Source organism: Polaromonas sp. DSP2-3-2b2, from assembly GCF_049895905.1.
GTDB lineage: Bacteria > Pseudomonadota > Gammaproteobacteria > Burkholderiales > Burkholderiaceae_C > Polaromonas.
Window position 1 is genome coordinate 160,291 of sequence record NZ_JAFCTH010000004.1, and the last position, 25,858, is coordinate 186,148.

The 25,858-nt window shown below is 64.3% G+C and carries 20 protein-coding genes; 12 read left to right on the forward strand and 8 right to left on the reverse strand.

Annotated features, from left to right (window positions below):
* Positions 1-12: 12 nt before the first annotated feature.
* From ACP7AD_RS05870 to ACP7AD_RS05880, 3 genes are all read left to right on the forward strand, one after another.
* Positions 13-1,242, forward strand: a complete 1,230-nt coding sequence (locus ACP7AD_RS05870; RefSeq protein ID WP_426145479.1) for a JmjC domain-containing protein — start codon at positions 13-15, stop codon at positions 1,240-1,242.
* Positions 1,243-1,279: 37 nt separating this feature from the next.
* Positions 1,280-1,792, forward strand: coding sequence for a hypothetical protein (locus ACP7AD_RS05875; RefSeq protein WP_426145480.1), 513 nt, complete (start codon positions 1,280-1,282; stop codon positions 1,790-1,792).
* Positions 1,793-2,007: 215 nt separating this feature from the next.
* Complete coding sequence (locus tag ACP7AD_RS05880) at positions 2,008-2,277, forward strand: hypothetical protein (protein ID WP_426145482.1); 270 nt, start codon at positions 2,008-2,010, stop codon at positions 2,275-2,277.
* 52 nt (positions 2,278-2,329) lie between these two features.
* On the opposite strand, the gene ACP7AD_RS05885 is transcribed toward ACP7AD_RS05880, so the two are convergent.
* The 5 genes from ACP7AD_RS05885 to ACP7AD_RS05905 form a co-directional block, all read right to left on the reverse strand.
* A complete protein-coding gene (locus tag ACP7AD_RS05885; protein ID WP_426145483.1) occupies positions 2,330-3,103 on the reverse strand; it encodes an MBL fold metallo-hydrolase in 774 nt (257 codons plus the stop codon).
* A gap of 37 nt (positions 3,104-3,140) precedes the next feature.
* Positions 3,141-4,295 (reverse strand): outer membrane protein assembly factor BamC, encoded by a 1,155-nt coding sequence (gene bamC, locus ACP7AD_RS05890; RefSeq protein ID WP_426145485.1) that lies wholly within the window; start codon positions 4,293-4,295, stop codon positions 3,141-3,143.
* Between the two features lie 18 nt (positions 4,296-4,313).
* Positions 4,314-5,198 carry a 4-hydroxy-tetrahydrodipicolinate synthase gene (gene dapA / locus ACP7AD_RS05895; RefSeq protein WP_426145487.1) on the reverse strand — a complete coding sequence of 295 codons (885 nt, stop codon included), beginning with the start codon at positions 5,196-5,198 and terminating at the stop codon, positions 4,314-4,316.
* A gap of 92 nt (positions 5,199-5,290) precedes the next feature.
* Positions 5,291-5,920 carry a class I SAM-dependent methyltransferase gene (locus tag ACP7AD_RS05900; protein WP_426145489.1) on the reverse strand — a complete coding sequence of 210 codons (630 nt, stop codon included), beginning with the start codon at positions 5,918-5,920 and terminating at the stop codon, positions 5,291-5,293.
* A gap of 191 nt (positions 5,921-6,111) precedes the next feature.
* A complete protein-coding gene (locus tag ACP7AD_RS05905; RefSeq protein ID WP_426145491.1) occupies positions 6,112-7,353 on the reverse strand; it encodes an MFS transporter in 1,242 nt (413 codons plus the stop codon).
* A 158-nt stretch (positions 7,354-7,511) separates the two neighbouring features.
* Between ACP7AD_RS05905 and ACP7AD_RS05910 the strand changes: the two genes are divergently transcribed.
* The 5 genes from ACP7AD_RS05910 (at position 7,512) to ACP7AD_RS05930 (ending at position 13,906) form a co-directional block, all read left to right on the forward strand.
* Entirely contained in the window at positions 7,512-9,491 is a 1,980-nt protein-coding gene (locus ACP7AD_RS05910) for a DNA topoisomerase IV subunit B (RefSeq protein ID WP_426145492.1), read from the forward strand.
* Complete coding sequence (locus ACP7AD_RS05915) at positions 9,491-10,405, forward strand: lytic transglycosylase domain-containing protein (protein WP_426145494.1); 915 nt, start codon at positions 9,491-9,493, stop codon at positions 10,403-10,405. The genes ACP7AD_RS05910 and ACP7AD_RS05915 overlap by 1 nt, the downstream gene beginning before the upstream one ends.
* 258 nt (positions 10,406-10,663) lie before the next feature.
* Positions 10,664-13,030: a DNA topoisomerase IV subunit A gene (gene parC / locus ACP7AD_RS05920; protein ID WP_426145496.1), complete on the forward strand. Its 2,367-nt coding sequence runs from the start codon at positions 10,664-10,666 to the stop codon at positions 13,028-13,030.
* A gap of 113 nt (positions 13,031-13,143) precedes the next feature.
* On the forward strand, positions 13,144-13,569 hold the full coding sequence (locus tag ACP7AD_RS05925) for a nucleotidyltransferase substrate binding protein (RefSeq protein WP_029523962.1): 426 nt from the start codon (positions 13,144-13,146) through the stop codon (positions 13,567-13,569).
* Entirely contained in the window at positions 13,559-13,906 is a 348-nt protein-coding gene (locus ACP7AD_RS05930; protein ID WP_426145498.1) for a nucleotidyltransferase family protein, read from the forward strand. Before ACP7AD_RS05925 ends, ACP7AD_RS05930 begins: the two co-directional genes overlap by 11 nt.
* A 170-nt stretch (positions 13,907-14,076) precedes the next feature.
* Here ACP7AD_RS05930 and ACP7AD_RS05935 read toward each other — a convergent pair whose 3' ends face one another.
* From ACP7AD_RS05935 to ACP7AD_RS05945, 3 genes are all read right to left on the reverse strand, one after another.
* Positions 14,077-16,011 (reverse strand): hypothetical protein, encoded by a 1,935-nt coding sequence (locus tag ACP7AD_RS05935; RefSeq protein WP_426145499.1) that lies wholly within the window; start codon positions 16,009-16,011, stop codon positions 14,077-14,079.
* Positions 16,011-19,007 carry a caspase family protein gene (locus ACP7AD_RS05940; protein WP_426145500.1) on the reverse strand — a complete coding sequence of 999 codons (2,997 nt, stop codon included), beginning with the start codon at positions 19,005-19,007 and terminating at the stop codon, positions 16,011-16,013. Before ACP7AD_RS05940 ends, ACP7AD_RS05935 begins: the two co-directional genes overlap by 1 nt.
* Before the next feature lie 119 nt (positions 19,008-19,126).
* A complete protein-coding gene (locus tag ACP7AD_RS05945) occupies positions 19,127-19,597 on the reverse strand; it encodes a RidA family protein (protein WP_426145502.1) in 471 nt (156 codons plus the stop codon).
* A 274-nt stretch (positions 19,598-19,871) separates the two neighbouring features.
* On the opposite strand from ACP7AD_RS05945, the gene ACP7AD_RS05950 reads away from it, so the two are divergent.
* From ACP7AD_RS05950 to ACP7AD_RS05965, 4 genes are all read left to right on the forward strand, one after another.
* Complete coding sequence (locus ACP7AD_RS05950) at positions 19,872-22,406, forward strand: DNA internalization-related competence protein ComEC/Rec2 (protein ID WP_426145524.1); 2,535 nt, start codon at positions 19,872-19,874, stop codon at positions 22,404-22,406.
* A 93-nt stretch (positions 22,407-22,499) separates the two neighbouring features.
* Positions 22,500-24,014 (forward strand): circularly permuted type 2 ATP-grasp protein, encoded by a 1,515-nt coding sequence (locus tag ACP7AD_RS05955; RefSeq protein ID WP_426145504.1) that lies wholly within the window; start codon positions 22,500-22,502, stop codon positions 24,012-24,014.
* Between the two features lie 2 nt (positions 24,015-24,016).
* Positions 24,017-24,979, forward strand: a complete 963-nt coding sequence (locus ACP7AD_RS05960; RefSeq protein ID WP_426145505.1) for an alpha-E domain-containing protein — start codon at positions 24,017-24,019, stop codon at positions 24,977-24,979.
* 37 nt (positions 24,980-25,016) lie between these two features.
* A complete protein-coding gene (locus tag ACP7AD_RS05965) occupies positions 25,017-25,838 on the forward strand; it encodes a transglutaminase family protein (RefSeq protein ID WP_426145506.1) in 822 nt (273 codons plus the stop codon).
* Positions 25,839-25,858: the final 20 nt, after the last annotated feature.

Here is a 25,858-nt window from a genome sequence, read left to right on the forward strand (position 1 = left end):
GACAATTGTCCCATGGATGTCAATTTGCCCCTCTCCCTTCTCGCCGGTTTTACCCCCGCCCAGTTCATGCGCCGCCACTGGCAAAAAAAGCCCTTGTTGGTTCGCCAGGCAATTCCCGGTTTCCAGCCTTTTCTCAGTCGCGCGGCCCTGGCCAAGCTCGCTTCCCGGGAAGAGGTCGAGTCGCGCCTGATTGTCCAGCAGGACAAGGGCTGGACACTGAAGAAAGGGCCGTTTGCCGCCCGAAGCCTGCCGCCATTGGGCCAGGAAGGCTGGACTTTGCTGGTTCAGGGCATTGATCTGCATGAGCCTGCCGGCCACGCGCTGCTGCAGCAATTCCGTTTTGTTCCCGATGCGCGCATGGATGACCTGATGATCTCGTTTGCCACGCCAGGCGGCGGCGTCGGGCCACATTTTGACAGCTACGACGTGTTTTTATTCCAGGCCAGCGGTCGCCGACGTTGGAAAATCGGCAAGCAGAAAGACTTTTCACTGCAGCCGGGCGTGCCGCTGAAAATTTTGCAGAATTTCGAAGCCGACGAGGAATTCGTGCTGGAAGCCGGCGACATGCTTTACCTGCCGCCGCGCTATGCACATGACGGCATTGCCGAGGCCAGTGTCGGGCCGGATGGAAAACCTGCTGACTGCATGACGTATTCGATTGGCTTTCGCTGCCCGGTGCAGGGCGAACTGACCTCCGACCTGCTGCACCGGCTGGCTGAAATGGGCGAGGATGCCGCCGAATCATGTGAAGAAGAAAGCGAAGGTGCGCGCGCCGTTCCCAAGCGCATGTACCGCGACCCCGCGCAGCCCGCCACCGAAATGCCGGCCGCCATGCCGGCCGGTCTGGCGGCTTTTGCCCGGCAGGCGGTGCTTGAAGCGCTGAAAGACCCGCTGGCGCTGGGGTGCGCCCTGGGGGAATCCATGTCCGAGCCCAAGCCGGGCATCTGGTTTGACGAACCCGAACAGGCCTGGGATGGCGAAGCCGCCAAGGCCGGCCAGACAGGCATTGCGCTCGATGGGCGAACCCGCATGATGTATGACAGCGACCACATCTTCATCAACGGCGAAAGCTACCGGGCCAAAGGCGCCGATGCCGCCCTGATGCAGCGCCTGGCCAACCAGCGCCACTTGGAGGCGCGCGATTTGCGCAAGGCGGGAAAAAGCGCGATTGCCTTGCTGGGCGACTGGCACGAAGCGGGCTGGCTCCGGCAAAACGAGCCCGCGCTGTCAGGCAAGGCTTGACGGTTTGGGCTTTCGCTGAACGCAAGGAGCAAGCAACATGACACCCGGACAGGCAGGCGCTGCGCCTTCGATGCTGCTGGGCGGCCGTTTCAGCGGCCGCAGCGAATTCGCCGGTCTGGTTCGCCAGGCCATGGCTGCAGCTGCGGCGCAGGGCTGGCGTGAAATGATCTGGTGCGATCCGGACTTCGGCGACTGGCCACTGGGCGAGCGCGCAGTGGCGCAGGCGCTCAATGACTGGGCGGGAGGCGGCCGCAAGCTCACGCTTCTGGCCGAGCATTACGATGCCGTTTTGCGGCAGCATGCGCGCTTCGTCACCTGGCGGCGCACCTGGGCGCATGTCGTCGAGTGCCGCAAGAGTGGCGCGGCTTCAAGAGGCTGCCTGCCCAGCGCTTTCTGGAGTCCGGCGTGGGTGTTTGAGCGGCTGGACAGCCCGCGCTGCACAGGCGTTGCCGGTGCCGACCTTGTCCGGCGCATTGCCTTGAAAGAGCGCCTCAGCGAGCATCTGTCAAGCAGTTCGGCTGGATTCCCCGCGACCGTTCTCGGACTGTAAGTGTGGTTTTACGGTTGCAGACCGGTGTCATACAACTTATTTCAAGCGATTAAGGGTTTTCATGCTTGTGCGTGGCAGCATATAATTTGAGGCTGGGTAGAAAGAGCTCGAGTCCTTTCCTCACAGGTCAGGACATCACTCAAATTTTTTGTTTGAGCTTGGGTTTTGACAATTTCCGGAAATTGTTTTCTTAAATATCATCAAGGATCGTAAAAATGAACAAATCCCTCGTACTGGCCGCCATCGTTGTCGCCCTTGCCCTGGCCGCCTGCGGTAAAAAAGAAGAAGTCGTTGCACCTGCTCCTTCAGTCGTTGTCGTTCCTGCAGAGTCTCCTTCTGCTTCCGCCGCAGCTACAGCCGCCACCGGCGCCGCTTCCGCCGCTGCCGATTCGGCCAATGCCGCTGTGAGCGCCGCTGCCGATGCAGCTTCTGCTGCCACCAGCGCTGCCACTTCCGCCGGTGCTGCCGCATCCGCTGCGAAGTAAGACTTCCTGATTTCAAAAAAGCCGCCTTCGGGCGGCTTTTTTCATGGCATTTTCAAAGTGCCAGCCAGGGTGTGCCGCTGGCCGGTCCGGCCACCACGATGTCACCGGGCTGGCAGCCCAGGGCGTTGGAGAGCACGTCCTGGACCAGCCCAGGACGGTTGTTTTTGGCGCTCAGGTGCGCAGCCACCAGATGCTTCAGGCCGCCATGGGTCACAGCACTCGCAATGGCGGCGGCCGCTGTATTTGACAAATGGCCATAGTCTCCGCCCACCCGCCGTTTCAGGAAAGGTGGATACGCCGACTGGTCCAGCAGATCGGTATCGTGGTTGGATTCCAGCAGCAAGGCATGGCAAGCCTGCAGATGCGCCATCACATGCGGCGTTGCATGGCCCAGATCGGTCAGAATCCCCAGCTTGGCCGAGCCGTCAGTGCAACTGAGCTGCAGCGGCTCCCGGGCGTCGTGCGGAACGGTGAACGGCATGAGCCGCAGGCCGCCCAGTTCGATGGCCTTGCCGTCCCGCGCAGTATGCAGCAAGCCGTCAAAGTCAGGCGAACCGATGGCCGAATGCGTTCCTTGGCTCATCCAGACCGGAATCCGGTGGCGCAGCGCCAGCGCATGCGCGCAGCCGATGTGGTCGCCATGCTCATGGGTGATAAAGATCGCATCGATTTCTTCAGGTAGCAACCCGGCCTGGGCCAGGCGCACCCCGAGTTGCCGGATGCCCAGGCCGCAGTCCACCAGCAGGCGAAAGGGCAACAGGCCACCGGCTTCCACCAAGGTAGCATTGCCGCCGCTACCACTGCCCAGGCTCCTGAATCGCAACACTGCCGATCAACTGTTGGCTGGTCCGCCGCTTCGGTGCTTACTTCAGGTCGTCGGCAATCACCTGGACAATGCGCTGGGCATTAGCCGACGATTCGGGCGTTCCCTGGGCATTGAGGACCGAAACCGTGCTCTTTTCACCTTCGCTCTTAACCGATATGCGGTATTTCAGCGGCATGACGGCCGCAGCCGAACCGCTGAAGAGCTTGCTGAAAAAGCCCGGTTCGCCCTTGTTGGCGGTCGGCTCGACATAACGCACGAAGTAGGTGCCCTGGCTGCGGTCGCGGTCTTCAACGGTAAAACCGGTGCGGTCCAGCGCCAGGCCGACCCGCCGCCAAGCGCGCTCGAAGCCTTCGTCGATCTGCACCACGGGCAGGTTGTTGACCATGGCTAAGCGCGATGTCTGCGCCGTGGCGCCTGCGGCAATCAGTGCCTTGGACTGCTCCTGCGTCACGCCCAGCTTGACCATCAGGCGGCGCAGGAACTCGGCTTCGAGTTCGGGATCGGTCGCGCGGGGCTGCCAGACCGTGCCGTCGCCGCTGGTGTTGCCGGCTTTGGCGCCAGTCACGACTTCTTCCATGCCGCGGTGGCTGATGTAGATCTCGGTTCCGCCGTCAGGCCGGCGTTCCAGGCGGGTGCGGAACTTGTCGCGCTCGCCGGTGGAGTACAGGCTGTCGAAAACCTTGCCCAGGGCATTGCGGATGAAGTCCTGCGGCAACTTGGCGCGGTTTTCGGCGTAGTCGGTTTCCATGATGCCGAGGTTTTCCTGGTCCTGCGCCAAGAGGAATCCGCTTTCCAGCCAGAAATCGCGCACCGGCGTCCAGAGCTTGTCGGCCGGGCGGTTGACCACCAGCCAGCGCTGGTTGCCGGCGCGCTCGATGCGCACATCGCCGACCGCAGCGGCCGCCGTGGTGACGGTCTGCGCCGGCTGCGCAGCTTGGTAGCTGCTGGCACTGACGGCCGTGCCGGGCACCACGTAGCGGGTGTCACGGCTGAGCTGGGTCAGGTCGGGCGGCACATCGAGCGAAGGGCCCTTGGTGCCGCTCGATTTGTAATCGACGCGCTCGCCTTCCATGGTATCCCGGAGCGTGGAGCAGCCTGCCAGCAGGCTGGCGGCCACCAGTGCGGAAAGGGCGGCCGCGCTGCGGGCTTTGCGCAGGGCAGGGCGCTGGATGGATTTCGGCAATGTCTTCACGTGGGGTTCCCTTAAAAATCAGATCAGGCCGCAAGCGCGCAAGGCGTTTTCGACGGCGGCTTCGTTGGCGGGTTCAAGCGGCGTCATGGGCAGGCGCAGCGTGGGGCCACACAGTCCCATACGGGCCATGGCCCATTTGACCGGGATCGGATTGGCTTCGACGAACAGGTTGCGGTGCAGCAGCATCAGGCCGAACTGCAGTTCCATGGCGCGCTTGACATCGCCGGCAAGGGCCGCTACGCACAGCTCGTGCATGAGCCGGGGCGCGACATTGGCCGTTACGCTGATGTTGCCCTGGCCGCCGCAGAGCATCAAGGCCACGGCCGTTGGGTCGTCGCCCGAATACACGGCAAAGCCCTGGGGCACTTCCTTGATCAGCCACTGGGCGCGCTCGATGTTGCCGGTGGCTTCCTTGATGCCGACAATGCCGGGCACTTCGGCCAGGCGCAGCACCGTGGCATGCGCCATGTCGGCGACGGTTCGTCCGGGCACGTTGTAGAGCACCAGCGGCAGGTCGCCCACGGCTTCGGCAATCGCCTTGAAGTGCAGGAACTGGCCCTGCTGCGTCGGCTTGTTGTAATAGGGAACCACCTGCAGCTGGCAGTCGGCGCCGACCTGTTTGGCGAATTTGGCGAGTTCGATGGCTTCTGCGGTGGAATTGGCGCCGCAGCCGGCCATGATCGGCACCCGCTTGGCAGCCTGCTCGACCGAAACGCGGATGATCTCGCAATGCTCCTCGACGTTCACCGTGGGCGATTCGCCAGTGGTGCCGACCACGCCGATGCAGTCGGTGCCCTCTGCAATGTGCCAGTCAACAAGTTTGCGCAGCGTGGCGTAGTCCACGCTGCCGTCTTCATGCAAGGGGGTTGCCAGAGCAACAATACTGCCAGTAATGGGGTTCATGTCGTGCTTGTAACGTCATGGCTGGAGTGATGGAGAGGCTTCAAGGCGTTGAAGGCCGGACCAAAAAGCCAAATGCGCATTCTACCCAGAGCTCAACGCAGGGTGTATCTGGGCGGGTCGGACGCTGTCACCGGCAGCGCATCGCCTGAACGCGCCGCACTCGCCGCTTCACGGACGGCAGCAATGCGCTGGACGAAACGCGGCGATTTTCCTTCGGGCTCTTCGAGAAAGCCGTCTTCGAAGGCAACGATGCGCAGCATGCGGCAGGTGTCCAGCAGCTCGCCGGGGCGCAGCAAAAAGTCAGGCCGCGAGGGCTTGCCCACAGTTTCATTGCCTTGCGCAAAGGTTTCGTAAATCAGCACGCCGCCAGGCGCCAGGCTGTCCAGCAGCGTCGGCATCAGCGGTCGCCACAGGTAGTTGGTGACCACCACCGCATCGAACTGGCGGCCCGCGAAGGGCCAGGGCCCATTTTCAATGTCGGCCACCACGGCTTCGCAGGCCGGGGCTGGAATTGCTATGGAATCAATAGCTGCCTGCGCCCGGTCCACCAGCGCCAAAGGGTGATTTCGTTCATGAAACCAGCGCGCATGGCGGCCATGTCCGCAGGCGACGTCGAGCACCACGCCGCCCGGCTTGACCAGGTGCGACCAGCGCTGCACCCAGGCTGAAGGCGCTGCCGCGTCCGCATGATGTCCGTCAAAAGCAGGTTTATTTACTATCATTTATATAGCTGTCCACGCACGTCCTGATTGCGCAGGAGGCCTAAAATGCTTGAAATTTGAAGAAGAGGACCTAAAAGCACGACCAGACCTGGTCGGCCAGCGTGACCAGGAACTCGGGCCGCATGTACAGGGAAAACACGCCCAGCGATGCCAGGGTGGCAAGGCTCCACAGCAGGGTTTTCTGCAGCATCTCAGGCGCCCTGCGGCAAGCCGCCGGGGCTGCTGCGGTGAATCGGTGTTTCGCGCACCGGCAGGTTCACCAACGCGGCCAGCACGCCCAGCGCAATCGCGATGTACCAGACGATGTCGTAGCTGCCGGTGCGGTCATACAGGAAGCCGCCCAGCCACACGCCCATGAACGAGCCGATCTGGTGGCTGAAGAAGATGAAGCCGCTGAGCATGGACATGTGCTGGATGCCGAAGATCTGCGCCACCACCGCGTTGGTCGGCGGAATCGTTGACAGCCACAGCAGGCCCATCAGGCTGGAAAAGATGTAAACGCTGGCCGGGCTCAGCGGCGCAGCCAGAAACACGGCAATCACGACCGCGCGCGAGAAATAGATCGTCGCAAGAATCTTCCGCTTGGCGATGCGCTGGCCCAGCACTCCCGCCGCGTAGGTGCCGAACACGTTGAACAGGCCGATCAGCGCCAGCGCGTAGCCGGCCACCTGCGGCGACAGGCCCTTGTCCTTGAGGTAGCTGGGCATGTGCACGCCAATGAAGACGACCTGAAAGCCGCAGACAAAGTAGCCCGCCATCAGCATCTGAAAGCTCGGGTACTTGAGCGCCTCGCGCAGCGCCTGGCCGATGCTCTGGTCGCGCTTGACCGGAGCGCCGCCGGCAAAGCTTTTTTCTCGCAGGCCTAGCGCCATCGGCACGATCAGCAGCACGGCGCCGCCCAGCACCAGGAGCGCGGTCTGCCAGCCCAGCGTGCTGATTAGGAAACCTTCGGTCGGCACCATCAGGAACTGGCCGAAGGACCCCGCCGCCGCCGCCACGCCCATGGCCCATGAGCGCTTGTCGGCCGAAATGTTCCGGCCGATCACGCCGTAGATCACCGCATACGTCGTTCCCGCCTGCGCCGCGCCAATCAGCACGCCAGCCGTCAGCGTGAACAGCAGGCCGGTCGGTGACAGCGCCATGCCGACCAGGCCCAGCGCATAGAGCACGGCGCCGCCGGCGATCACCCGGAACGCGCCGAAACGGTCGGCCACCATGCCGGCAAAAATCCCGAAGACGCCCCAGGACAGGTTCTGCACCGCAATCGCAAAGGCAAAGGTTTCGCGCGTCCAGCCTTGCGCCTGCGTGATGGGCTGCAGCCACAAGCCAAAGCCATGCCGGATGCCCATCGACAGCGTGACAATGGCCGCGCCACAGGCCAGGACCTGGAACATCGACAGTTTTGGGGGGGACGAAAGGGCGCTGGAAGTCATGTACGGACTTTAACGAAAATGTTCTCCAAAGGCAGTCGCCTGCGCAAAAGGTGATTCGCCAATCATTTGCTTGAGGAAATGGCTGGCCTTGAAGGCTGTATGTTTGTACAGTTTACTTGGCTGCCACGGTCTACAATTCAGGCAACACTTGAACTGCCATGGCCGATAAAAACATCACCGCTTCCCCTGCATATTCCGAAAGTTCGATCCGCGTTTTGAAGGGCCTGGAGCCCGTCAAGCAGCGCCCGGGCATGTACACCCGCACCGACAACCCGCTGCACATCATCCAGGAAGTGCTCGACAACGCCGCCGACGAGGCACTCGCCGGGCACGGCAAGAAGATCAAGGTCACGCTGCACATCGACGGCTCGGTGACGATCGAGGACGACGGGCGCGGCATTCCGTTCGGCCTGCACCCGGAAGAAAAAGCGCCGGTGGTCGAGCTGGTTTTTACCCGGCTGCATGCCGGCGGCAAATTCGACAAGGGCAAGGGCGGCGCCTACAGCTTTTCGGGCGGCCTGCACGGCGTCGGCGTGAGCGTGACCAATGCGCTGTCCACCCGGCTCGAAGTCACGTCGTATCGCGAAGGCAAGGCGGCGAGCCTGGCTTTTTCGGGTGGCGACGTGATCGAGCCGCTGGTGGTGCGCAAAAGCGAAAACGGCGACCGCAAGACCGGCACCACGGTGCGCGCCTGGCCCGACGCCAAATACTTCGAGTCGCCGGCGCTGCCGATGGCCGAGCTGACGCACCTGCTGCGCAGCAAGGCGGTGCTGATGCCCGGCGTGACGGTGACGCTGACGAACGAGAAAACGAAGGACGTGCAGACCTGGGTCTTCAAGGGCGGCCTGCGCGACTACCTGATGCAGACGCTCAGCGCCGACCTGGTGATTCCGATGTTCGAAAACGAAGGCTTTGCCGATGCACAGCACGAAACCTTTGCCGAAGGCGAGGGCGCCAGCTGGGCCGTAGCCTTCACCGAGGACGGTGCGCCGGTCCGCGAAAGCTATGTCAACCTGATCCCGACCAGCGCCGGCGGCACGCACGAAAGCGGGCTGCGCGACGGCCTGTTCACGGCGGTGAAGAGCTTCATCGAACTGCATTCGCTGCTGCCCAAGGGCGTGAAATTGCTGCCCGAAGACGTGTTTGCCAGAGCCAGCTACGTGCTGAGCGCGAAGGTGCTCGATCCGCAGTTCCAGGGCCAGATCAAGGAACGGCTCAATTCGCGCGACGCGGTGCGGCTGGTGTCCAGCTTCGTGCGCCCGTCGCTGGAGTTATGGCTGAACCAGCACGTTGATTACGGCAAGAAACTGGCCGAGCTTGCCATCAAGGCTGCCCAAACCCGCCAGAAGGCCGGCCAGAAGGTCGAAAAACGCAAGGGCTCGGGCGTGGCCGTGCTGCCTGGCAAGCTGACCGACTGCGAAAGCAAGGACCTGGCGCACAACGAGGTGTTCCTGGTCGAGGGCGACTCGGCCGGCGGAAGCGCCAAGATGGGCCGCGACAAGGAAAGCCAGGCCGTGTTGCCGCTGCGCGGAAAGGTGCTGAACACCTGGGAAGTAGACCGTGACCGGCTGTTCGCCAACACCGAAATTCACGACATTGCCGTCGCCATTGGTGTTGATCCGCACGGGCCGAACGACACGCCGGACCTGAGCGGCCTGCGCTACGGCAAGGTCTGTATCCTTAGCGATGCGGACGTGGACGGCTCGCACATCCAGGTGCTGCTGCTGACGCTGTTTTTCCGCCATTTCCCTAAACTGATCGACGCCGGCCATGTGTATGTCGCCCGCCCGCCTTTGTTCCGCGTTGATGCGCCGGCGCGCGGCAAGAAGCCGGCGTCCAAGGTGTATGCGCTGGACGCGGGTGAGCTGACCGCCATTCTGGACAAGCTGCGCAAGGACGGCGTGCGTGAAAACGCCTGGAGCATCAGCCGCTTCAAAGGCCTGGGCGAAATGAGTGCCGAGCAGCTCTGGGACACCACGCTCAACCCCGACACCCGGCGCCTGTTGCCGGTGCAGCTGGGTAACCAGGATTTCTTGCAGACCGAAAGCCTGATCACTAAACTGATGGGCAAGGGAGAGGCCGCAGCGCGCAGGGAGTTGATGGAACTGCATGGAGATGCTGTGGATATCGATATTTGATGATTACTGACCCACTACGCCCATCATCCACCGCGACAACCGCCAAGGGCCGGCAGTTCTGGAAAACGCCGCAAAGGCGCGCGGGAATCCTGGCCACGCTGGTGCTGCTGGCCATGCACACCACACCGGCACGGGCCGACATCTGGGGTTATGTGGACGAGGACCGCATCCCGCATTTCGCCTCCAGCCGCCTTGACGACCGCTACGAGCTTTTTCTGCGCGACAACGTCGAACCCTACCGCCTGATGGACGTGCCCCGCAAGGCGCAGGAGAGCAGCCTGGAACTGGTCGCCGTGCCTGCCGTGGCCGGCGCGACGGGCGCGGTCATGCTTTCCCCCCGGATGGCGGCTTTTTTCGACCGCTCGCCAGGCTATAAGGCGGCCAGCCCTTTGCTGCGCGAAGCATCGACCAAGCATGGCATCGACTATTCGCTGCTCAAGGCCCTGATCGCCACCGAGTCCGGCTTCAACACCTTTGCGGTGTCGCCCAAGGGTGCCGTGGGCCTGATGCAGCTGATACCGCCGACCGCCGAGCGCTACGGCGTCACCGCAGGCAAGGACGGCTCGATTGAAAAAAAGCTGACCGATCCGAAAACCAACATCAGGGCCGGCGCCCGTTACCTGGCTGATCTGATCAAGATGTTTCCGGGCCGGCTGGAACTGGCGCTGGCCGCCTACAACGCCGGCGAAGGCGCGGTGCAGCGGGCGGGCAACCGGATTCCCAACTACCCCGAAACCCAGAACTACGTGAAGACCGTCATGCAGCTCTACGGCGGCCTGACGCCTCCCGGGTTCAAGGCACCAACCGGCCGGGTGCATGTGGAGCTGAAAGGCCCACGCACCGGGCGCACCGGTCTGCCGACGCTGGGCGATGCGACACATCCGCTGCCGCGCACTGACTTGGCACGCGAATAGGACCCGGATTTTTTCGCGGTTCCGAGGGTGTCCTGAAACCGGGCGGCAAAGGCCTCGCGCCTGACTTTCGCCATTCATCCGCCACAATGAGCGTTTCGTTACTTTTGTTGCGGCGCGCGATGAGCCGGAAAATGCTGCTCGATTCCGTTTTCAAATCAATCCGCCCCGTGCGCTCCTTCGCCTTGCCTTCGCGGGCACCCGTTGCTGCTTCGCGCCCCATTCCAATGCTTGACTTCTTACTGACTGATTAAAAAAACCATGGATCTTTTCACGCCAGATGCTGAACTACCAATGCCTGCAACGCCTGATGAAGACTCGCTGGCAGCCTATGCTCAGCGCGCCTACCTTGAATACGCGCTGAGCGTCGTCAAGGGCCGTGCGCTGCCGGATGTCTGCGACGGCCAGAAGCCCGTCCAGCGGCGCATTCTCTACAGCATGGCGCGCATGGGCCTGGCCTTTGGCGGCCCCAACGGCGCGACCGGCGCCCGGCCGGTGAAATGCGCGCGTGTGGTTGGCGACGTGCTCGGCCGCTTTCACCCGCACGGCGACCAGGCGGCGTATGACGCGCTGGTGCGCATGGCGCAGGACTTCTCGCAGCGCTATCCGCTGATCGACGGGCAGGGAAACTTTGGCTCGCGCGATGGCGACGGCGCCGCCGCCATGCGCTACACCGAGGCCCGCCTTAGCCGCATCACCAGCCTGCTGATGGATGAGATCGACGAAGGCACGGTCGATTTCATCCCCAACTACGACGGCTCGACCGAAGAACCCCGCCAGCTGCCAGCGCGCCTGCCGTTCACGCTGCTCAATGGCGCCAGCGGCATTGCCGTCGGGCTGGCGACCGAAATCCCGAGCCACAACCTGCGCGAGGTGGCCGACGCCTGCGTGGCGCTGATTAAAAGCCCCAAGCTCACCGACGAAGAACTCTACGCGCTGATTGCCGGTCCCGACTACCCGGGCGGCGGCCAGATCATCTCCAGCGGTGCCGAGATTGCCGCAGCCTACCGCACCGGGCGCGGTTCACTGAAAGTGCGAGCGCGCTGGAAAATCGAGGAACTGGCGCGCGGCCAGTGGCAGCTCGTCGTGCAGGAGCTGCCGCCCGGCGTCAGCACCCAGCGCGTGCTGGAGGAAATCGAGGAAATCACCAACCCCAAGATCAAGCTCGGCAAAAAGGCGCTCAGCCTGGACCAGGTGCAACTCAAGCAGGCCATGCTGGCGGTGCTCGACGTGGTGCGCGACGAATCGAGCAAGGACGCCGCCGTGCGCCTGGTGTTCGAGCCCAAGACCAGCCGGACCGCCCAGGCCGAACTGATCAACACGCTGCTTTCGCACACCAGTTTGGAAAGCTCGTCGCCCATCAACATGACGATGATCGGCCTGGATGGCCGGCCGACGCAAAAGTCGCTGCGCCAGATGCTCAACGAATGGATCGCCTTTCGCCAGACGACGATTGAAAAACGCTCGCAGCACCGGCTCGACAAGGTGCTGGCGCGCATCCACATCCTCGAAGGGCGGCAGACCGTGCTGCTCAACATCGACGAGGTGATCGCCATCATCCGCCAGTCCGACGAGCCGAAATCGGCGCTGATTGCAAGGTTCTCCTTAAGCGACCGGCAGGCCGAGGACATCCTGGAAATCCGCCTGCGCCAACTGGCCAGGCTCGAAGCCATCAAGATTGAGCAGGAACTCAAAATCTTGCGCGAGGAAAAGAGCAAGCTGGAGGACATCCTGGGCAACCCGACGGCGCTGCGCCGGCTGATGGTCAAGGAAATCGAAGCCGATGCGAAGCAGTTCGCCGACCCGCGCCGCACGCTGATCCAAGCCGAGAAAAAATCGGTGCTCGAAGTCAAGGTGCTCGACGAGCCGGTCACGGTCGTGGTGAGCAGCAAGGGCTGGGTGCGCGCGCGCGGCGGCCACGGTCATGCGCCGGCCAGCTTTGCCTTCAAGGCCGGCGATGAACTGTATGCCACGTTTGAATGCCGAACCGTCGATACGCTGCTGGCCTTTGGCAGCAACGGCCGGCTGTATTCGGTGCCGGTGGCGATGCTGCCCGGCGCGCGCGGCGACGGCCAGCCGGTCACGACGCTGATCGAACTGGAGTCGGGCACGCAGCTGCTGCATTACTTTGCCGGGCCGGCATCGGCCATGCTGCTGCTGTCAAGTTCGGGCGGCTATGGCTTCCTGGCGACGGTGGAGAACATGGTCTCGCGCAACAAGAGCGGCAAGGCCTTCATCACGCTGAATGAGCGTGAGGGTGGGGGTGAGACGATCTGCCGCCCGTCGCATGTCAAGGGCACGTCTGGCAGCCAGCCGCTGCCGCCGGCGACGCACGTGGCCTGCGCCTCGACCGGCCAGCGCATCCTGACCTTCGACATCGGCGAGATCAAGCAGATGGAAAAAGGCGGGCGCGGCCTGATGCTGATCGACTTGGAGGACAAGGATGCGCTGGCCGGCGCGGCCGCCTACACCCGCAGCGTGCGCATCGACGGCATCGGGCGCGGCGCCAAGGCGCGCGAGGAAACGCTGGAAATCCGCAGCCTGAACAACGCGCGCACCGTGCGCGCCCGAAAAGGCAAGTCTGCCGACCTGGGCTTCAAGCCGACGGGAATTGTCCGGGTTGAGTGATGAAAGTAGCTTTTTTCGCAATAGGGGCGGGCACAAGCAGCTATTTATTTCATAGCTGTCTCGTCAGGCGCTGATCTTTGACATTGCCCGCCAAACCATCAGACAATCCAGTCATGACCGCCAAGCCCATCGACCTGTCGTCGCTTGTTAAAGCGCTTGCCCAGTTGCAGGAGGCGTTGCGCTTTTGGCATGAACTGCCGCAAGGGGCCGCACTCAAGCCGCATTTGCGTTCGGCGGTCATCCAGTCGTTTGAATTCACCTACGAGTTGTCCGTGCGCATGCTCAGACGCGTGTTGATCGAGCGCTCGGAGGCGGCGGACCTGGTCATTGACCTGTCCTTCAATGACCTGCTGCGCAAGGCAGCCGACGCAGGTTTGCTGGCCGACCCCGGCCTGTGGCGGCAGTGGCGTGAAATGCGCAATGCCACCAGCCACACCTACGATGAAGCCAAAGCCGCGGAAGTAGCCGCAGGGGTTGACCGATTTGCCGAAGGCGCCGTGGCCTTGCTGGCCGAACTGGAGAAAAGCCTTGGACGCTGACCCGCAAGTTGCCCAACGGCTTGACCCACTCCGCCTGGGGGTGGCGCTGAGCCCGGAGCAACTGCGCGATGTGCGGCAAATCATTGCCCAAGTCATTCCTGGCGCGCAGGTCTGGGTCTTTGGCTCACGCGCCACCGGCAAGGCACGGCCATTTTCAGACCTGGACTTGTTGCTCACGCAACCCCCAACGCTCAACTGGGCGCAGCGTGCGGCATTGACAGACGGCTTTGAGGCCAGCCGCCTGCCGTTTCGTGTGGATGTGGTGGAAAGCGCCGGCCTGGCTTTGGGCGTGGCCGAGCGCATTGGGTCCGAGCGGGTTGATTTGTCGGCGTTGTAGAACGATCAAATTTTCTACCGGCTTCAAGCCGGGGTGAATTGTCCGGATTTATTGATGGAATTGGCTGTTTCCGCAATATGGATGGGTGCAAGACGCTATTTATTTCATAGCGAAGTATCTGTCAGGCGTTCTAGCGCAGCCATCCATTGCTGCAAGACCGACGCAAGCCTTCAATGCCCGCCATGCACCAGCGCAAACAGACTTGGAAGCGGCAGCCAGCGCTGACCCGCCAGGTGCCAGTATTTCTGGCCGCAGGCAGTCTCAAAAAATGCCCGCCGCCTTTCCAGCCGGCCTGCGCCGACGACGCTCTTCAGCACCACGTAACGGATGTCACCGGTCGGCCCAAGGATCACCGTCGAGCCGCCGTAGTAGGTGAAGGCCGGTCCTTCCGCCGAAGCGCGCACATGGCGTTCCTGGGTGATTTCAGCGACCAGGTCAAAGACGATCTGCCCGTTCGGCCCGGCGCGCCGGGCCGAACGGATCGATTCGACGCAGGGAAGGCCGACCGTGTCGCCGTCCAGGCGTGCGTCGCCATTGACCACCAGCCCGAATTCCTCGGTGCGGCCGGGACGCGTGACGTAGTGGCCGAGCATGCAGGCCTGGCGGTAGAGCTCGTCCAGCCCGGCGGCATTGGCCGGGTCGCCGCTGAAGCGCAGTGCCGCGAAATCGAGCCCCGGCACCGGGGGCAGTTCCAGCCGGGGCCGGCGCCACAGCAGCGCGTCCTGCGACAGGTGGTTGGCGCTGCGCGGATAGATGTCGCGCCGCCAGAAGGCGTCGATCAGCGCTCCCCTGTAGTCCCACGGGTCGTCGGGAACCAGGTCATAGTCGGCGGTGATCATGGCGCGCAGGTAGTCGCCGAAGGTCATGCCAACCGGCGGGCAGTAGTCGATGGCGCGGATGCAGATGCTCAGGAACTGGCTGGCCAGCTTGCTGGCGCGTTCGGCCAGGATGACCTGCAGGTCGTGCGAGAGTTCGCCTGGCGGCAACACGCCGCTGCCGCCGGTGGCCAGGCGCACGAAGCGCTCGGTGCGGCGCTGGTAGACCTGCACGAAGGCGTCGAACACCGCGCTGACCAGCACCGAGCCGAGCTGGTGCGCTTCCAGATCGCTCTGGTAGCGGGTCGGGTTGCCGGTGTCTTTTTCAACCGCGCTGCGCAGCGGGCCGTTCTGGCCGGTGGTGTGGCCGAATTCGCCAGCCAGCTCGGTCAGCAGGTCGGCCTGCTGCAACGCGCCCTTGCTTCGCCGGATCGCCGTCAGCACCACTTCGCTGTAGCTGAAGTGCTGGAAGATGGCGACCAGGTCGGCAAAGGCTTCATGGAAGGCAACCACGTCGGAATTGGTCGGCACGATGAAATGCGCGCGCAGCCCGTCGAGCAGCGCATGCGTCACCTCGTGCACCACGATGTCGTGCGACAGGCAGGTGAAGACGTAGCCGCCCGGCATGGTGCGTTTGGTTGGCCTGTCGCTCGCCGGAAAATAGCCAAAACGCAGCTCTCCACGGGTGACTTCGTTTTCGTAATAGGCGTTTTTTTCCAGGCCGTGGTGCGGCCTGAGTACCAGCCGTGCCGGCGTTTTGCCGTCGCCAAAACCCCAGCCCAGGTTGCGGCCCAGCGCGGTCTTGAAGGTCGAATAGACATTGCTGCAGACCGCATAGACCATCTGGTGGTGAAAGCGCGGGTCCGAGGGCGAGGGGTCGTAGCCGTTGGCCATCAGCACCTTGCGGTCTTCCAGGTCAGCCTCGCGGTAGTGAATGCCCAGTTGCCCGTCGTTGGGATCGACCTCGAACAGCTTGCCCACCGGACCGGGTTCCAGTGGTTCGAACGGAACGTTGAGCGTCGCGATCGAGCCTTCGAGCCGCGACACCGACGGATCGACCGTGTAGATGCGCAGCGGGCGGTAAAGCGGATCGCCGTGCTGGCGTTCATATGGAACGACCAGCGGCTGGCGCACGCCGGTCCCGATGGCATAGTCTTCGCCCTCGCCCGGATGTCGCTGGACGATCTGGGGCGCGGCAGCGGCGCCGCCTTCCTCGCGGCTGGCGGCATCGGCGGCGACGGCCTCGGTGGTCGTTGCCGTTGCTGCTCCGGCCGCAGGCTCGGACGCCATCAGCGCCTGCCCGGCGCCAGCGCTTTCACGGCCTGGGCCAGCTCGCTCACGGCGTGCAGCAAGGCGGTGTCGCCGGGAACTGTTGCCATGGGCGATTCCCGGGTGGCGGGCGCGCGGCAGCCGGTGGCCAGCGGCTGAATGAGGGCGCCCTGGCGCGACGCATCGGCGCAGTCGAGCATTGGTGCCTGGCGTGCCGCACTGCCGAATTCGGCGAGCACGCGGCGCAGGAATTCCTCGTTGCTCATGCCCTGGATGCCGGCGGCCAGCACCTTGGTGGCACGCCGCGTGAAGTCGCCGTTGCCACCGCTTTCCAGCGCGACCTGGTGGTCCAGGCAGGCCGAGAACTTCACATCGCGCATCCCTTGCGGCCCGCCGCTGCTGATGGCAAGCGTGGTGTCGCGCGACTGCCGGCGAAATCGCTGGTGTGCCTCGGCGATTTCCGGCGTCATCCTGACGAAGCGCGCCTTGGTGCCGGGCGGCATGGCCGTTTCGCCGGGCGACAAGCCGACGGCGAAGCGGCTGTTGGTGCCCGAATGGCAGCAGTCCATGAAGCAGGTCATGTTCACGCCGTCGGGAATGCGCGCGAACAGCCCGGCAATGTCGTCGTCGATGTATAGCGCGCCGCTGGCAAAGTCCACCGGACACAGCGCCTCGTCGATGGCGTCGTCCTCGTCGCCGTTCAAGTCGGGCACCTGCGTGCCGTGGCCGGCGTACTGGAAGACGATCACGTCGCCCGCGCGGCATTCATCGACCAGCCGGTTCAGTTCGCGGTCCAGCGTGGCGCGGTTCGCGTCAAGGTTGACCAGTAGCCGGGTCTCGAAACCAAGCGTCGCCAGGGTTTTTCCCCAGTTGCGGGCATCGTTGACGCAGCCGGCGAGCTGATGCTCTAGCGCCGGATAGGCGTCAATGCCGACGCACAGCGCCACACGCCGGCCGCTGCTGCTGCCCGTGCTGGTGGCCGACACCGCCACGGGCGCCGCCGGGGGAAGCAGATAAGGCGGCATCGCCGCGGCGCCCGGCATCGACGCGGGCAGGCTGGTCGGCGGCATCGCATAGGCGGTGCCGGATGAAGCGGGCAGTGCGCTGAAACCGAACTCGGCAGGCCAGTCCACCTCTTCGGTCCAGGGCCGCGATGCGCTGCGGGTAACTGGAAATGCCACGATCTCGGCCGCATCAGGCTTGTCCAGGATGCGGCGCACGATGCTGTTCATCGTCGGCGCGTCGTCGTCGAAGCCGCCGTGCGACAGCGACGTGCTGGCCGAGCGGCCGGTGTCGCCCGGCGTGGGCGACCAGACCACGCTAGAAGGCGTTGCCGGCGCGCCCGCCAGGCCGAACAGGCGCTTGAGGTCTGCATCGCCGCGCAGGCTTTCCTCCAGCCCGAGGATGGGCGTGGCGCGCCGGTCTTCCAGCGCATTGAAGATCAGGTAGAGCAGCGACTTGCGGTAGATCTGCGCGCAGTTGTCCTTGCGCTCGAAGTCCCGGCGCATGGTGTAGAGCGTCAGCGACTCGGCCGCGCGGCCCGGCCCGATGTGCTCGAGCAGGCGCTGGCGGAAGGTGTCGACGCGCACCGCAGGCGCCAGGAAATGCGCGGTCCTGAAGCTTGGTGCGCCCAAGGCATGGGCCAGCGGCAGGAAATGGCTGTGGAAGATCGACCCCGCGCTGTGGCCGACGGCATGCAGTTCGATCCGCTCGGCATGCTCGTCGCACAGCGCCTTGAGCTTGCGGGCGACGTAATGCGCGCCGCCGCCGATGTCGCCGCCGGCCACCGGCGCATCCATCGCATGCTCGGCACTGGATTTCATGCCGCCCCAGATGCGTGGTGCCTGCAGGGTGCGCGCACCGATCTCGACCAGCGGGTCGGTGGTGAAGTCGGCCAGGTCCCGCGCCAGGGCACGGCTGCCTTGCCGCGCGCGGCCGAGCAACTGGCCGATGGTCTCGAAAAAGCCGGTTTCCCAGATGAAGTAAACGGGATAGATGCCGTTGCGCCGCCACCAGTCGATGTGCTTGTGGGCGATTTGCAGGCCGCTCGATTCAGACACCAGCCCGCCATGCGCATAGAACACCAGGCGCAGCTTGTGGCCGGCGGGCAGTTCGCTGACCGCCTGCGGCAGGTGCTGCTCGAAGATGGCGTCGATGTCGCCGGGCGTCGAGGCCGCCTCGCCTTCGCCCGACAGGCGGCCGACCCGCAGGTTGACCAGGTGCGGCCGCATCGCGTTGAGCGCCGCTGTGCCCAAGCCCGAATCACGGCTTTGCGCAGGGGCCGATGCGTCGCCTGCATCGCCACTGGGCGCCACGCGGCTTGCGGTGGCCGCCTGGCCGGCTTCCTGCTCGTCATGCGACAGCTCGGCATCGCCGGGCTCGCCGGCATTGTCAAGGGTGCGCGACAGCGAGCGGATGGCCTCGGCGACGAAGCGGTCGGTTTCATCGGGGAAGGGCTGCGGCTGGGCAGCGCCGCGCGAGGCACCGGCCTGCATTTCCTGGCGCATGTCCTCGACCTCGGCCACGATGTCGGCATACACCAGCGCGCTGCCGGGGCACGATTTGGGCGACATGGCGTTGTGAAAGCGCAGCGTGCTGGCCGGCAGGTGAAAGCGCGACTGGACCAGCGCCACGACCTGCAGCGCGGCGTCTTTTTGCGCGCCGCCGAACGGGTCGCGGCCGTTGTCGAAGTCGCCGATCATCTCGAACATGAAGGGGCCGAAGGCCTTGTTGCCGTTGTGTCCGGCGGCGCTGGCCGGCGGCAGGTTCCAGTTGCGGCCCAGCCAGACCATGCCCTCGGGGTCGATGGTCAGGTGCTGGGCAATGTCGCTCCAGCCGTTGACCTGCGTGTGGTGGCGCCACATCGAGACAATCGTGTCATGGCCGCGAAAGTCGGCATGCCGGGGCCGCCAGGTGTGGTGCATGTGCACCGCGTCGATTTTCCGGGTGAAGGGAAATTTCTGGAGAAGCTGCTCGAACTGAGCCGGCGACAAACGCTGGAAGGTGGGTGTCGGCATGGCGCGCCCCTTTTGACGAGTGGGCGCCCACTCTACACCCGCGCGGGGTGTGCTTTCAAGCGGGGCAGCAGCCGCCTTGCGCGGCGGCGGCCTGCCATTTCAGTTGCACTTGCGCTGCATCAATCGACTTCGGCAATCAGCTCGATCTCGACGCAGGCGCCCAGCGGAATCTGCGCCACGCCGAAGGCGCTGCGCGCATGCTTGCCGGCGTCGCCAAACACCTCGCCAAGCAGTTCGCTGCAGCCGTTGGTGACCAGGTGGTGCTCCGTGAATTCGCCGGTCGAGTTGACCAGGCTCATGACCTTGACGATGCGCTTGATCTTGCCCAGGTTGCCCGTGGCGGCATGCAGCGTGCCCATCAGGTCGATGGCGATCAGGCGGGCCGCAGCCTTGCCTTCTTCGGTCGTCACGTTTTTGCCGAGCTGGCCGACGATGACCTGGCCGTCACGCTTGGCCAGATGGCCGCTCAGGAATACCAGGTTGCCGGTGCGCACGAAGGGCAGGTAGGCAGCGGCCGGCGCGGCGACCTCGGGCAGGGTGATGCCCAGGGACTGGAGCTTGGCGTAAATGGGATGGGTGCTGGTGGTCATGGTGGTCCGTGTGTGTAAAGTGAAAAACGATAGATGGATTTTTGCCTGCGCGAAAGACAAAATTTTCAGGCCAGAAAATTGAAATAATCAGATCAAATACGGCATTTGCGCACTATCCACGGGCGTACCATGCTATGAATAGCAAAGCACTGGCGGTCCCGGCGCCTTGGCATATTAACGCACTGCGTTCGCGGGTTTGAAGGAAGGTAAGCTCTGCCATGGGCCGGTTTTTTTCAGGTCGGCCCGGGCCTATCACCCGTCAAGAAAGACAACCCTGCGCTCTTTGACTGCCACCCGTCGTACAGGCTTCGGGCCTGCGCTGGCCGGCTTTGTCGCGGGTGTGGCCTTGCAGTTGCGCCAGCCCGCGCTGTGGCCTGCCGACCGCTATGCCGCGATGGCGGCGGTGGCCCTTGCGCTGGCCGCTGGCTGGTACGCATTCCAGGCTCGAAAACGCCTTCAAGGCCAAACTCCCCGCATGGCTGGCGTGCTGCTGGTGTTCCTCATGGCTGTGTTGCTGGGCTTTGGCCTGACCGGCTGGCGCGCCGGCGCCTTCCAGGCGACCGCGCTGAATCCGTCGCTGGAAGGACGCGACATCGACGTGACCGGCACGGTGCTGGCCATGCCGCAGATCAGCGAGGATGCGGTGCGCTTTCGCCTGGGAGTGGAGTCGGCCCGCCTTGATGGCCGTGCAGTGGCGCTGCCGCTGCAGATACAGCTCGGCTGGTATGCGGGTTTTGCGGCGCGCGAGACAAAAGCCGCGTCGGCCGAAAGCAGCGATGCGTCCGAGCTGGCGCTGGACCTGCAGCGCCAGCCGCAGTTGCTGCGCGCCGGCGAGCGCTGGCAGATGACGGTGCGGCTCAAGGCGCCGCACGGCAACAGCAACCCGCACGGCTTTGACTACGAACTGTGGCTTTGGGAGCAGGGCATCCAGGCCACCGGCTATGTGCGCGCCGGGCCGAAGGATGCGCCGCCGCTCAGACTTTCCAGCAGCTGGCGTTATCCGGTGGAACGCGCCCGCCAGTCGGTTCGCGAAGCCATTGACCGGCAGGTGGCCGACCGCCAGCTGGCCGGCGTGCTGGCCGCGCTGGTGGTCGGCGACCAGAACGCCATCGAGCGCGCCGACTGGGATGTGTTTCGTGCCACCGGCGTCGCGCACCTCATGAGCATCTCGGGGCTGCACATCACCATGTTCGCCTGGGTGGCGTCGCTGCTCATCGGCCGGCTGTGGCGCGCTTCGGTGCGGCTGACGCCTAGGGGGTGCCTGGCGCTGCCGGCCAGCAGCGCCGGCGCGCTGGGCGGGCTGCTGCTGGCAGTGCTGTATGCACTGTTTTCGGGCTGGGGCGTTCCGGCCCAGCGGACCATCTGGATGCTCGCCACCGTCGTGCTGCTGCGGCAAAGCGGCCGGCGGTGGCCGTGGCAGCAAGCCTGGCTGCTGGCGATGGCGGTGGTTGTCATGTTTGATCCGTGGGCCTTGCTGCAGGCCGGATTCTGGCTGTCGTTTGTGGCGGTCGGCGTGCTGTTTGCTACGGATTCAGGAGCTGGAGATGCAAGCCAGAAAAGCGCAGAGCTTGTATTTCATTCAAAATTTCTGCCCTGGTGGCTGCACCGGCCGCTCTTCAGCCTGTGGCGCATGGCGCGCGAGCAATGGGTCGTCACGCTGGCGCTCACGCCGCTGTCGCTGCTGCTGTTCAACCAGGTTTCGCTGGTCGGCCTGCTGGCCAATGCGGTGGCGATTCCATGGGTCACGCTGCTGGTCACGCCGCTGGCATTGATGGGCGTCATGTATGCACCACTATGGGACGTGGCCGCCTGGGCGGTCGGGCTGCTGGCGTGGGTTCTGCAGGGGCTGGCGGGCTGGTCATGGGCGTCGGTCAACGTTGCGACTGCACCGTTGTGGTGTGCGCTGGTTGGCGTGCTGGGCGGCGGGCTGATCGCCCTGCGCCTGCCCTGGCATTGGCGGCTGCTCGGTGTGCCGCTGCTGCTGCCGGTGCTCTTGTGGCAGCCGGCGCGCGTGGCGCCGGGCCAGTTCGAATTGCTCGGGGCCGACATTGGCCAGGGCAATGCGGTGCTGGTGCGCACCGCCGGCCACAGCCTGCTGTACGACACCGGCCCGCGCTTTTCACGCGAAAGCGATGCCGGCCACCGGGTGCTGGTGCCGTTGCTGCGGGCGCTGGGCGAACGCCTCGACATCGTGGTGCTCAGCCACCGCGACAGTGACCACACCGGCGGCGCCCCGGCCGTGCTGGCGATGCAGCCGCAGGCCAGGTTGCTGGCTTCCATCGAGGACGGCCATGAACTGCAGACCCTGCGCCCGTCAACGCGCTGCGTCGCCGGCCAGCACTGGACCTGGGACGGCGTCGATTTCGAGGTGCTGGCGCCAGCGGCTGGCGACTACGAAGCGCCGAACAAGTCCAACGCCATGAGCTGCGTGCTGCGCATTTCCAATGGCGTGCAGACGGCCCTGCTGGCCGGCGACATTGAAGCGCCGCAGGAGGCCCGGCTGGTGGCCGGCGATCCGGCGCGCCTGAGGGCCGACTTCCTGCTGGTGCCGCACCATGGCAGCAAGACCTCGTCAAGCCCGGCCTTCCTGGACGCGGTGCAGCCCCGGCTGGCGCTGGCCCAGGCGGGCTACCGCAACCGCTTCGGCCATCCGGTCGCCTCGGTGGTGGCGCGCTACGACGAACGCGGCATCCGGCTGGTGCGCTCGGCCGAGTGCGGCGCAGCGACCTGGCAGAGCTGGAAGCCGGCGCAGCTTGCGTGCCAGCGGCAGGCGCAAAAACGCTATTGGCAACCCCCAGGAGGGGCTTAAATATCTACCGGCCTGCATTTCCGTGGCGCATTACTTGCTAAGCTAGGAACAGAATTATTCAATGATTGCAAACCTGGATGGAAATTCAAGCTTATGAGCCCACCGATGTTTGACGAGATGAATGCCAGCGCGACCAGCGTGCGCAAACACTACCAGGGCTATCAGCGCTGGCTGGCGCAGCAGCCGGCCGACGTCATGCAGGCGCGCCGCGCCGAAGCGGAAATGATCTTTCGCCGGGTCGGCATCACCTTTGCCGTCTATGGCGACAAGGACGAGGACGGCTCGGGCGCCGAGCGGCTGATTCCGTTCGACCTGATTCCGCGCATCATTCCGGCGCACGAATGGGCCACGCTGGAAAGAGGCCTGATCCAGCGGGTTACCGCGCTCAACCGCTTTATCCACGACGTGTACCATGACCAGGAAATCATCAAGGCCGGCTTGATTCCGTCCGAACAGATTTTCCAGAACTCGCAGTTCCGTCCTGAAATGATTGGCGTGAACGTGCCGGGCAACATCTATTCGCACATCAGCGGCATCGACATCGTGCGCGCGCCCAATGCGCAGGGCGAGGGCGAATACTACGTGCTCGAAGACAACCTGCGCGTGCCCAGCGGTGTGAGCTACATGCTCGAAGACCGCAAGATGATGATGCGGCTGTTTCCCGAGCTGTTCAGCCAGAACCGGGTCGCCCCGGTCGAGCATTACCCCGACCTGCTGCTGGAAACGCTGCGCGCCATGGCGCCGCCCGCCACCGCCAAGCCGACCGTGGTGGTGTTGACGCCGGGCATGCACAACTCGGCCTATTTCGAACATGCGTTTTTGGCCCAGCAAATGGGCGTCGAGCTGGTCGAGGGCCTGGACCTTTTCGTGAAGGACAACTTCGTCTACATGCGCACCACGCGCGGCCCCAAGCGCGTCGATGTGATCTACCGCCGGGTGGACGACGACTTCCTTGACCCGCTGGCCTTCCGGCCCAATTCCACGCTGGGTTGCGCCGGCCTGCTCAATGTGTACCGCAGCGGCAACGTGGCGATCTGCAACGCCATCGGCACCGGCGTGGCCGACGACAAGTCAATCTACCCTTACGTGCCCCAGATGATCGAGTTCTACCTCGGCGAAAAGCCGATCCTCAAGAACGTGCCGACCTTCATGTGCCGCAAGCCGGAAGACCTGAAGTACACCCTGGCCAACCTCAAGGACCTGGTCGTCAAGGAAGTCCATGGCGCCGGCGGCTACGGCATGCTGGTCGGGCCGGCTGCATCCAAGGTTGAAATCGAGGATTTCCGGCGCGCCATTATTGCCAATCCGTCGGGCTATATCGCCCAGCCGACGCTGAGCCTGTCCACCTGCCCGACTTATGTGGAAAGCGGCGTGGCGCCGCGCCACATCGACCTGCGGCCTTTCGTGTTGAGCGGCAAGGACGTGCAGATGGTGCCCGGCGGCCTGACGCGGGTGGCGCTCAAGGACGGCTCGCTGGTGGTCAATTCGTCGCAGGGCGGCGGCACCAAGGACACCTGGATTCTGGAGGCCGATGCCGCTTCCTTCCTGCCGCCGGAATCGCAATCGCAGTCGCAGTCGCAGTCCGTCACCGTCACCGAGGGAATCTGAACATGCTGTCACGCACCGCCGACCACCTGTTCTGGATGTCGCGCTACACCGAACGCGCCGAAAACACCGCTAGATTGCTGGACGTGAACTACCAGACTTCGCTGCTGCCGCAATCGACCGCCGATGTGCAGACCGGCTGGCGCGGCCTGCTCAGCATCAGCGAACTCAAGCCTTCGTATGCGGCCCGCTACGGCGAAAGCATCAATGCCCAGGATGTGATGGACTTCATGGTGCGCGATGAAAAAAATCCGTCCAGCATCGTGTCCTGCCTGAAGAATGCGCGGGAAAACGCCCGTGCCGTGCGCGGCACGCTGACCACCGAGGTCTGGGAAACCCAGAACCAGACTTACCTGGAGGTTATCCGCATGCTGCGCGCGGGGGATTTTGAGCGCGACCCGGGCAAGTTCTTCGAATGGGTCAAGTTCCGCTCGCACCTGTCGCGCGGCGTGACCGCCGGCACCATGCTGCAGGACGAGGCCTTCCACTTTCTGCGGCTGGGCACCTTCCTGGAACGCGCCGACAACACCGCCCGGCTGGTCGATGTGAAGTTCCACGCCATCCAGAGCGACTTCCCGAATGTTGCCGGCGAGGAAGAGCAGGAACACGATTTTTACCACTGGAGCGCCATTTTGCGCAGCGTCTCGGCCTTCGAGGTCTACCGCAAGGTGTACCGCGACGTCATCAAGCCCGAACGCGTGGCCGAGCTGCTGATCCTGCGCCCGGACATGCCGCGCTCGCTGCTGGCCTGCCTGAACGAGCTGATCACCAACCTGTCGATGGTCACCAGCGACCCGCTCAGCGAAACCCAGCGCCGCGCCGGCAAGCTGCGCTCGGACCTGCAATACGCTCGCATCGACGAAATCCTGTCGGCTGGCCTGCATGCCTTTTTGATGCAGTTCCTCGACCGGGTTAACGAACTGGGCGCGCACATCAGCCGGGAGTTCCTGGTGCCGGTCACGCGTTGAAGGCGGTAGCGGCCAGCGCTTCTGTAAAGGCCTTGCGATGAAGCTGCACATCAAGCACACCACCGACTACCGCTACACCGAGCCCCTGCGCTATGCGCTGCAGACGCTGTGGCTCACGCCGCTAAGCGGGCCGGCGCAGACGGTGGACTTCTGGAGCCTGGGCGCGCCTGAAAAGCTGTTCGCCCAGACCGATGCCTTTGGCAACAGCATCCATTCCTATACCTTTGTCGGCGAACTGGCCGACAACGTGCGCTGGAGTCTGGTCAATGCAGCCGGCACGGTGGAAACCTTTGGCGTGGCGCAATTCACCGACGAGGCCAGCATGCCGCTGCCGCAGCTGTACCTGCGCCCTTCGCCGCTGGCCCAGCCGCACCCGAGCCTGGCCGTGTTCGGGCGACAGTTCATCACTGCGCAAACAGGCGACGGAAAAGCTGATTTACAAGCGTTATTGGCCTTGGCCGCAGGTGTGGCGGGCGCTGTCAGCTATCAAAAAAATAGTACCAATGTCACCACCACGGCGCTGCAGGCGTTCGAGGCCGGCGCCGGCGTGTGCCAGGACCAGGCGCATGTGATGGTGGCTATTTGCCGCAGCCTGGGGATTCCGGCGCGCTATGTCAGCGGCTATTTTTATGCTGCCAACGAACCCGACCTGGCCAGCCATGCGTGGGCCGATGTCTGTCTGGATGTGGCCGGCCGGCGCTGGGCCAGCATTGATGTGACGCACAGCTGCCTGACCGACGAGCGCCATGTGCGCCTGGCGATGGGCACCGACTACAACGCCTGTCCGCCGATCAAGGGCGTGCGCCATGGCGGCGGCGCGGAATCGATGACCGTCAGCATCACCATCGAGCCGGCCTGAACCCGGCTTTTCGCCGTGAT

Excerpts from the sequence above, each read along its gene's own strand:
- ACP7AD_RS05870 (WP_426145479.1), top strand. The coding sequence starts at position 13 with ATGGATGTCAATTTGCCCCTCTCCCTTCTCGCCGGTTTTACCCCCGCC.
- ACP7AD_RS05875 (WP_426145480.1), top strand. The coding sequence starts at position 1,280 with ATGACACCCGGACAGGCAGGCGCTGCGCCTTCGATGCTGCTGGGCGGC.
- ACP7AD_RS05880 (WP_426145482.1), top strand. The coding sequence starts at position 2,008 with ATGAACAAATCCCTCGTACTGGCCGCCATCGTTGTCGCCCTTGCCCTG.
- dapA (WP_426145487.1), bottom strand. The coding sequence starts at position 5,198 with ATGAACCCCATTACTGGCAGTATTGTTGCTCTGGCAACCCCCTTGCAT.
- ACP7AD_RS05900 (WP_426145489.1), bottom strand. The coding sequence starts at position 5,920 with ATGATAGTAAATAAACCTGCTTTTGACGGACATCATGCGGACGCGGCA.
- ACP7AD_RS05905 (WP_426145491.1), bottom strand. The coding sequence starts at position 7,353 with ATGACTTCCAGCGCCCTTTCGTCCCCCCCAAAACTGTCGATGTTCCAG.
- ACP7AD_RS05910 (WP_426145492.1), top strand. The coding sequence starts at position 7,512 with ATGGCCGATAAAAACATCACCGCTTCCCCTGCATATTCCGAAAGTTCG.
- ACP7AD_RS05915 (WP_426145494.1), top strand. The coding sequence starts at position 9,491 with ATGATTACTGACCCACTACGCCCATCATCCACCGCGACAACCGCCAAG.
- parC (WP_426145496.1), top strand. The coding sequence starts at position 10,664 with ATGGATCTTTTCACGCCAGATGCTGAACTACCAATGCCTGCAACGCCT.
- ACP7AD_RS05925 (WP_029523962.1), top strand. The coding sequence starts at position 13,144 with ATGACCGCCAAGCCCATCGACCTGTCGTCGCTTGTTAAAGCGCTTGCC.
- ACP7AD_RS05935 (WP_426145499.1), bottom strand. The coding sequence starts at position 16,011 with ATGGCGTCCGAGCCTGCGGCCGGAGCAGCAACGGCAACGACCACCGAG.
- ACP7AD_RS05940 (WP_426145500.1), bottom strand. The coding sequence starts at position 19,007 with ATGCCGACACCCACCTTCCAGCGTTTGTCGCCGGCTCAGTTCGAGCAG.
- ACP7AD_RS05945 (WP_426145502.1), bottom strand. The coding sequence starts at position 19,597 with ATGACCACCAGCACCCATCCCATTTACGCCAAGCTCCAGTCCCTGGGC.
- ACP7AD_RS05955 (WP_426145504.1), top strand. The coding sequence starts at position 22,500 with ATGAGCCCACCGATGTTTGACGAGATGAATGCCAGCGCGACCAGCGTG.
- ACP7AD_RS05960 (WP_426145505.1), top strand. The coding sequence starts at position 24,017 with ATGCTGTCACGCACCGCCGACCACCTGTTCTGGATGTCGCGCTACACC.
- ACP7AD_RS05965 (WP_426145506.1), top strand. The coding sequence starts at position 25,017 with ATGAAGCTGCACATCAAGCACACCACCGACTACCGCTACACCGAGCCC.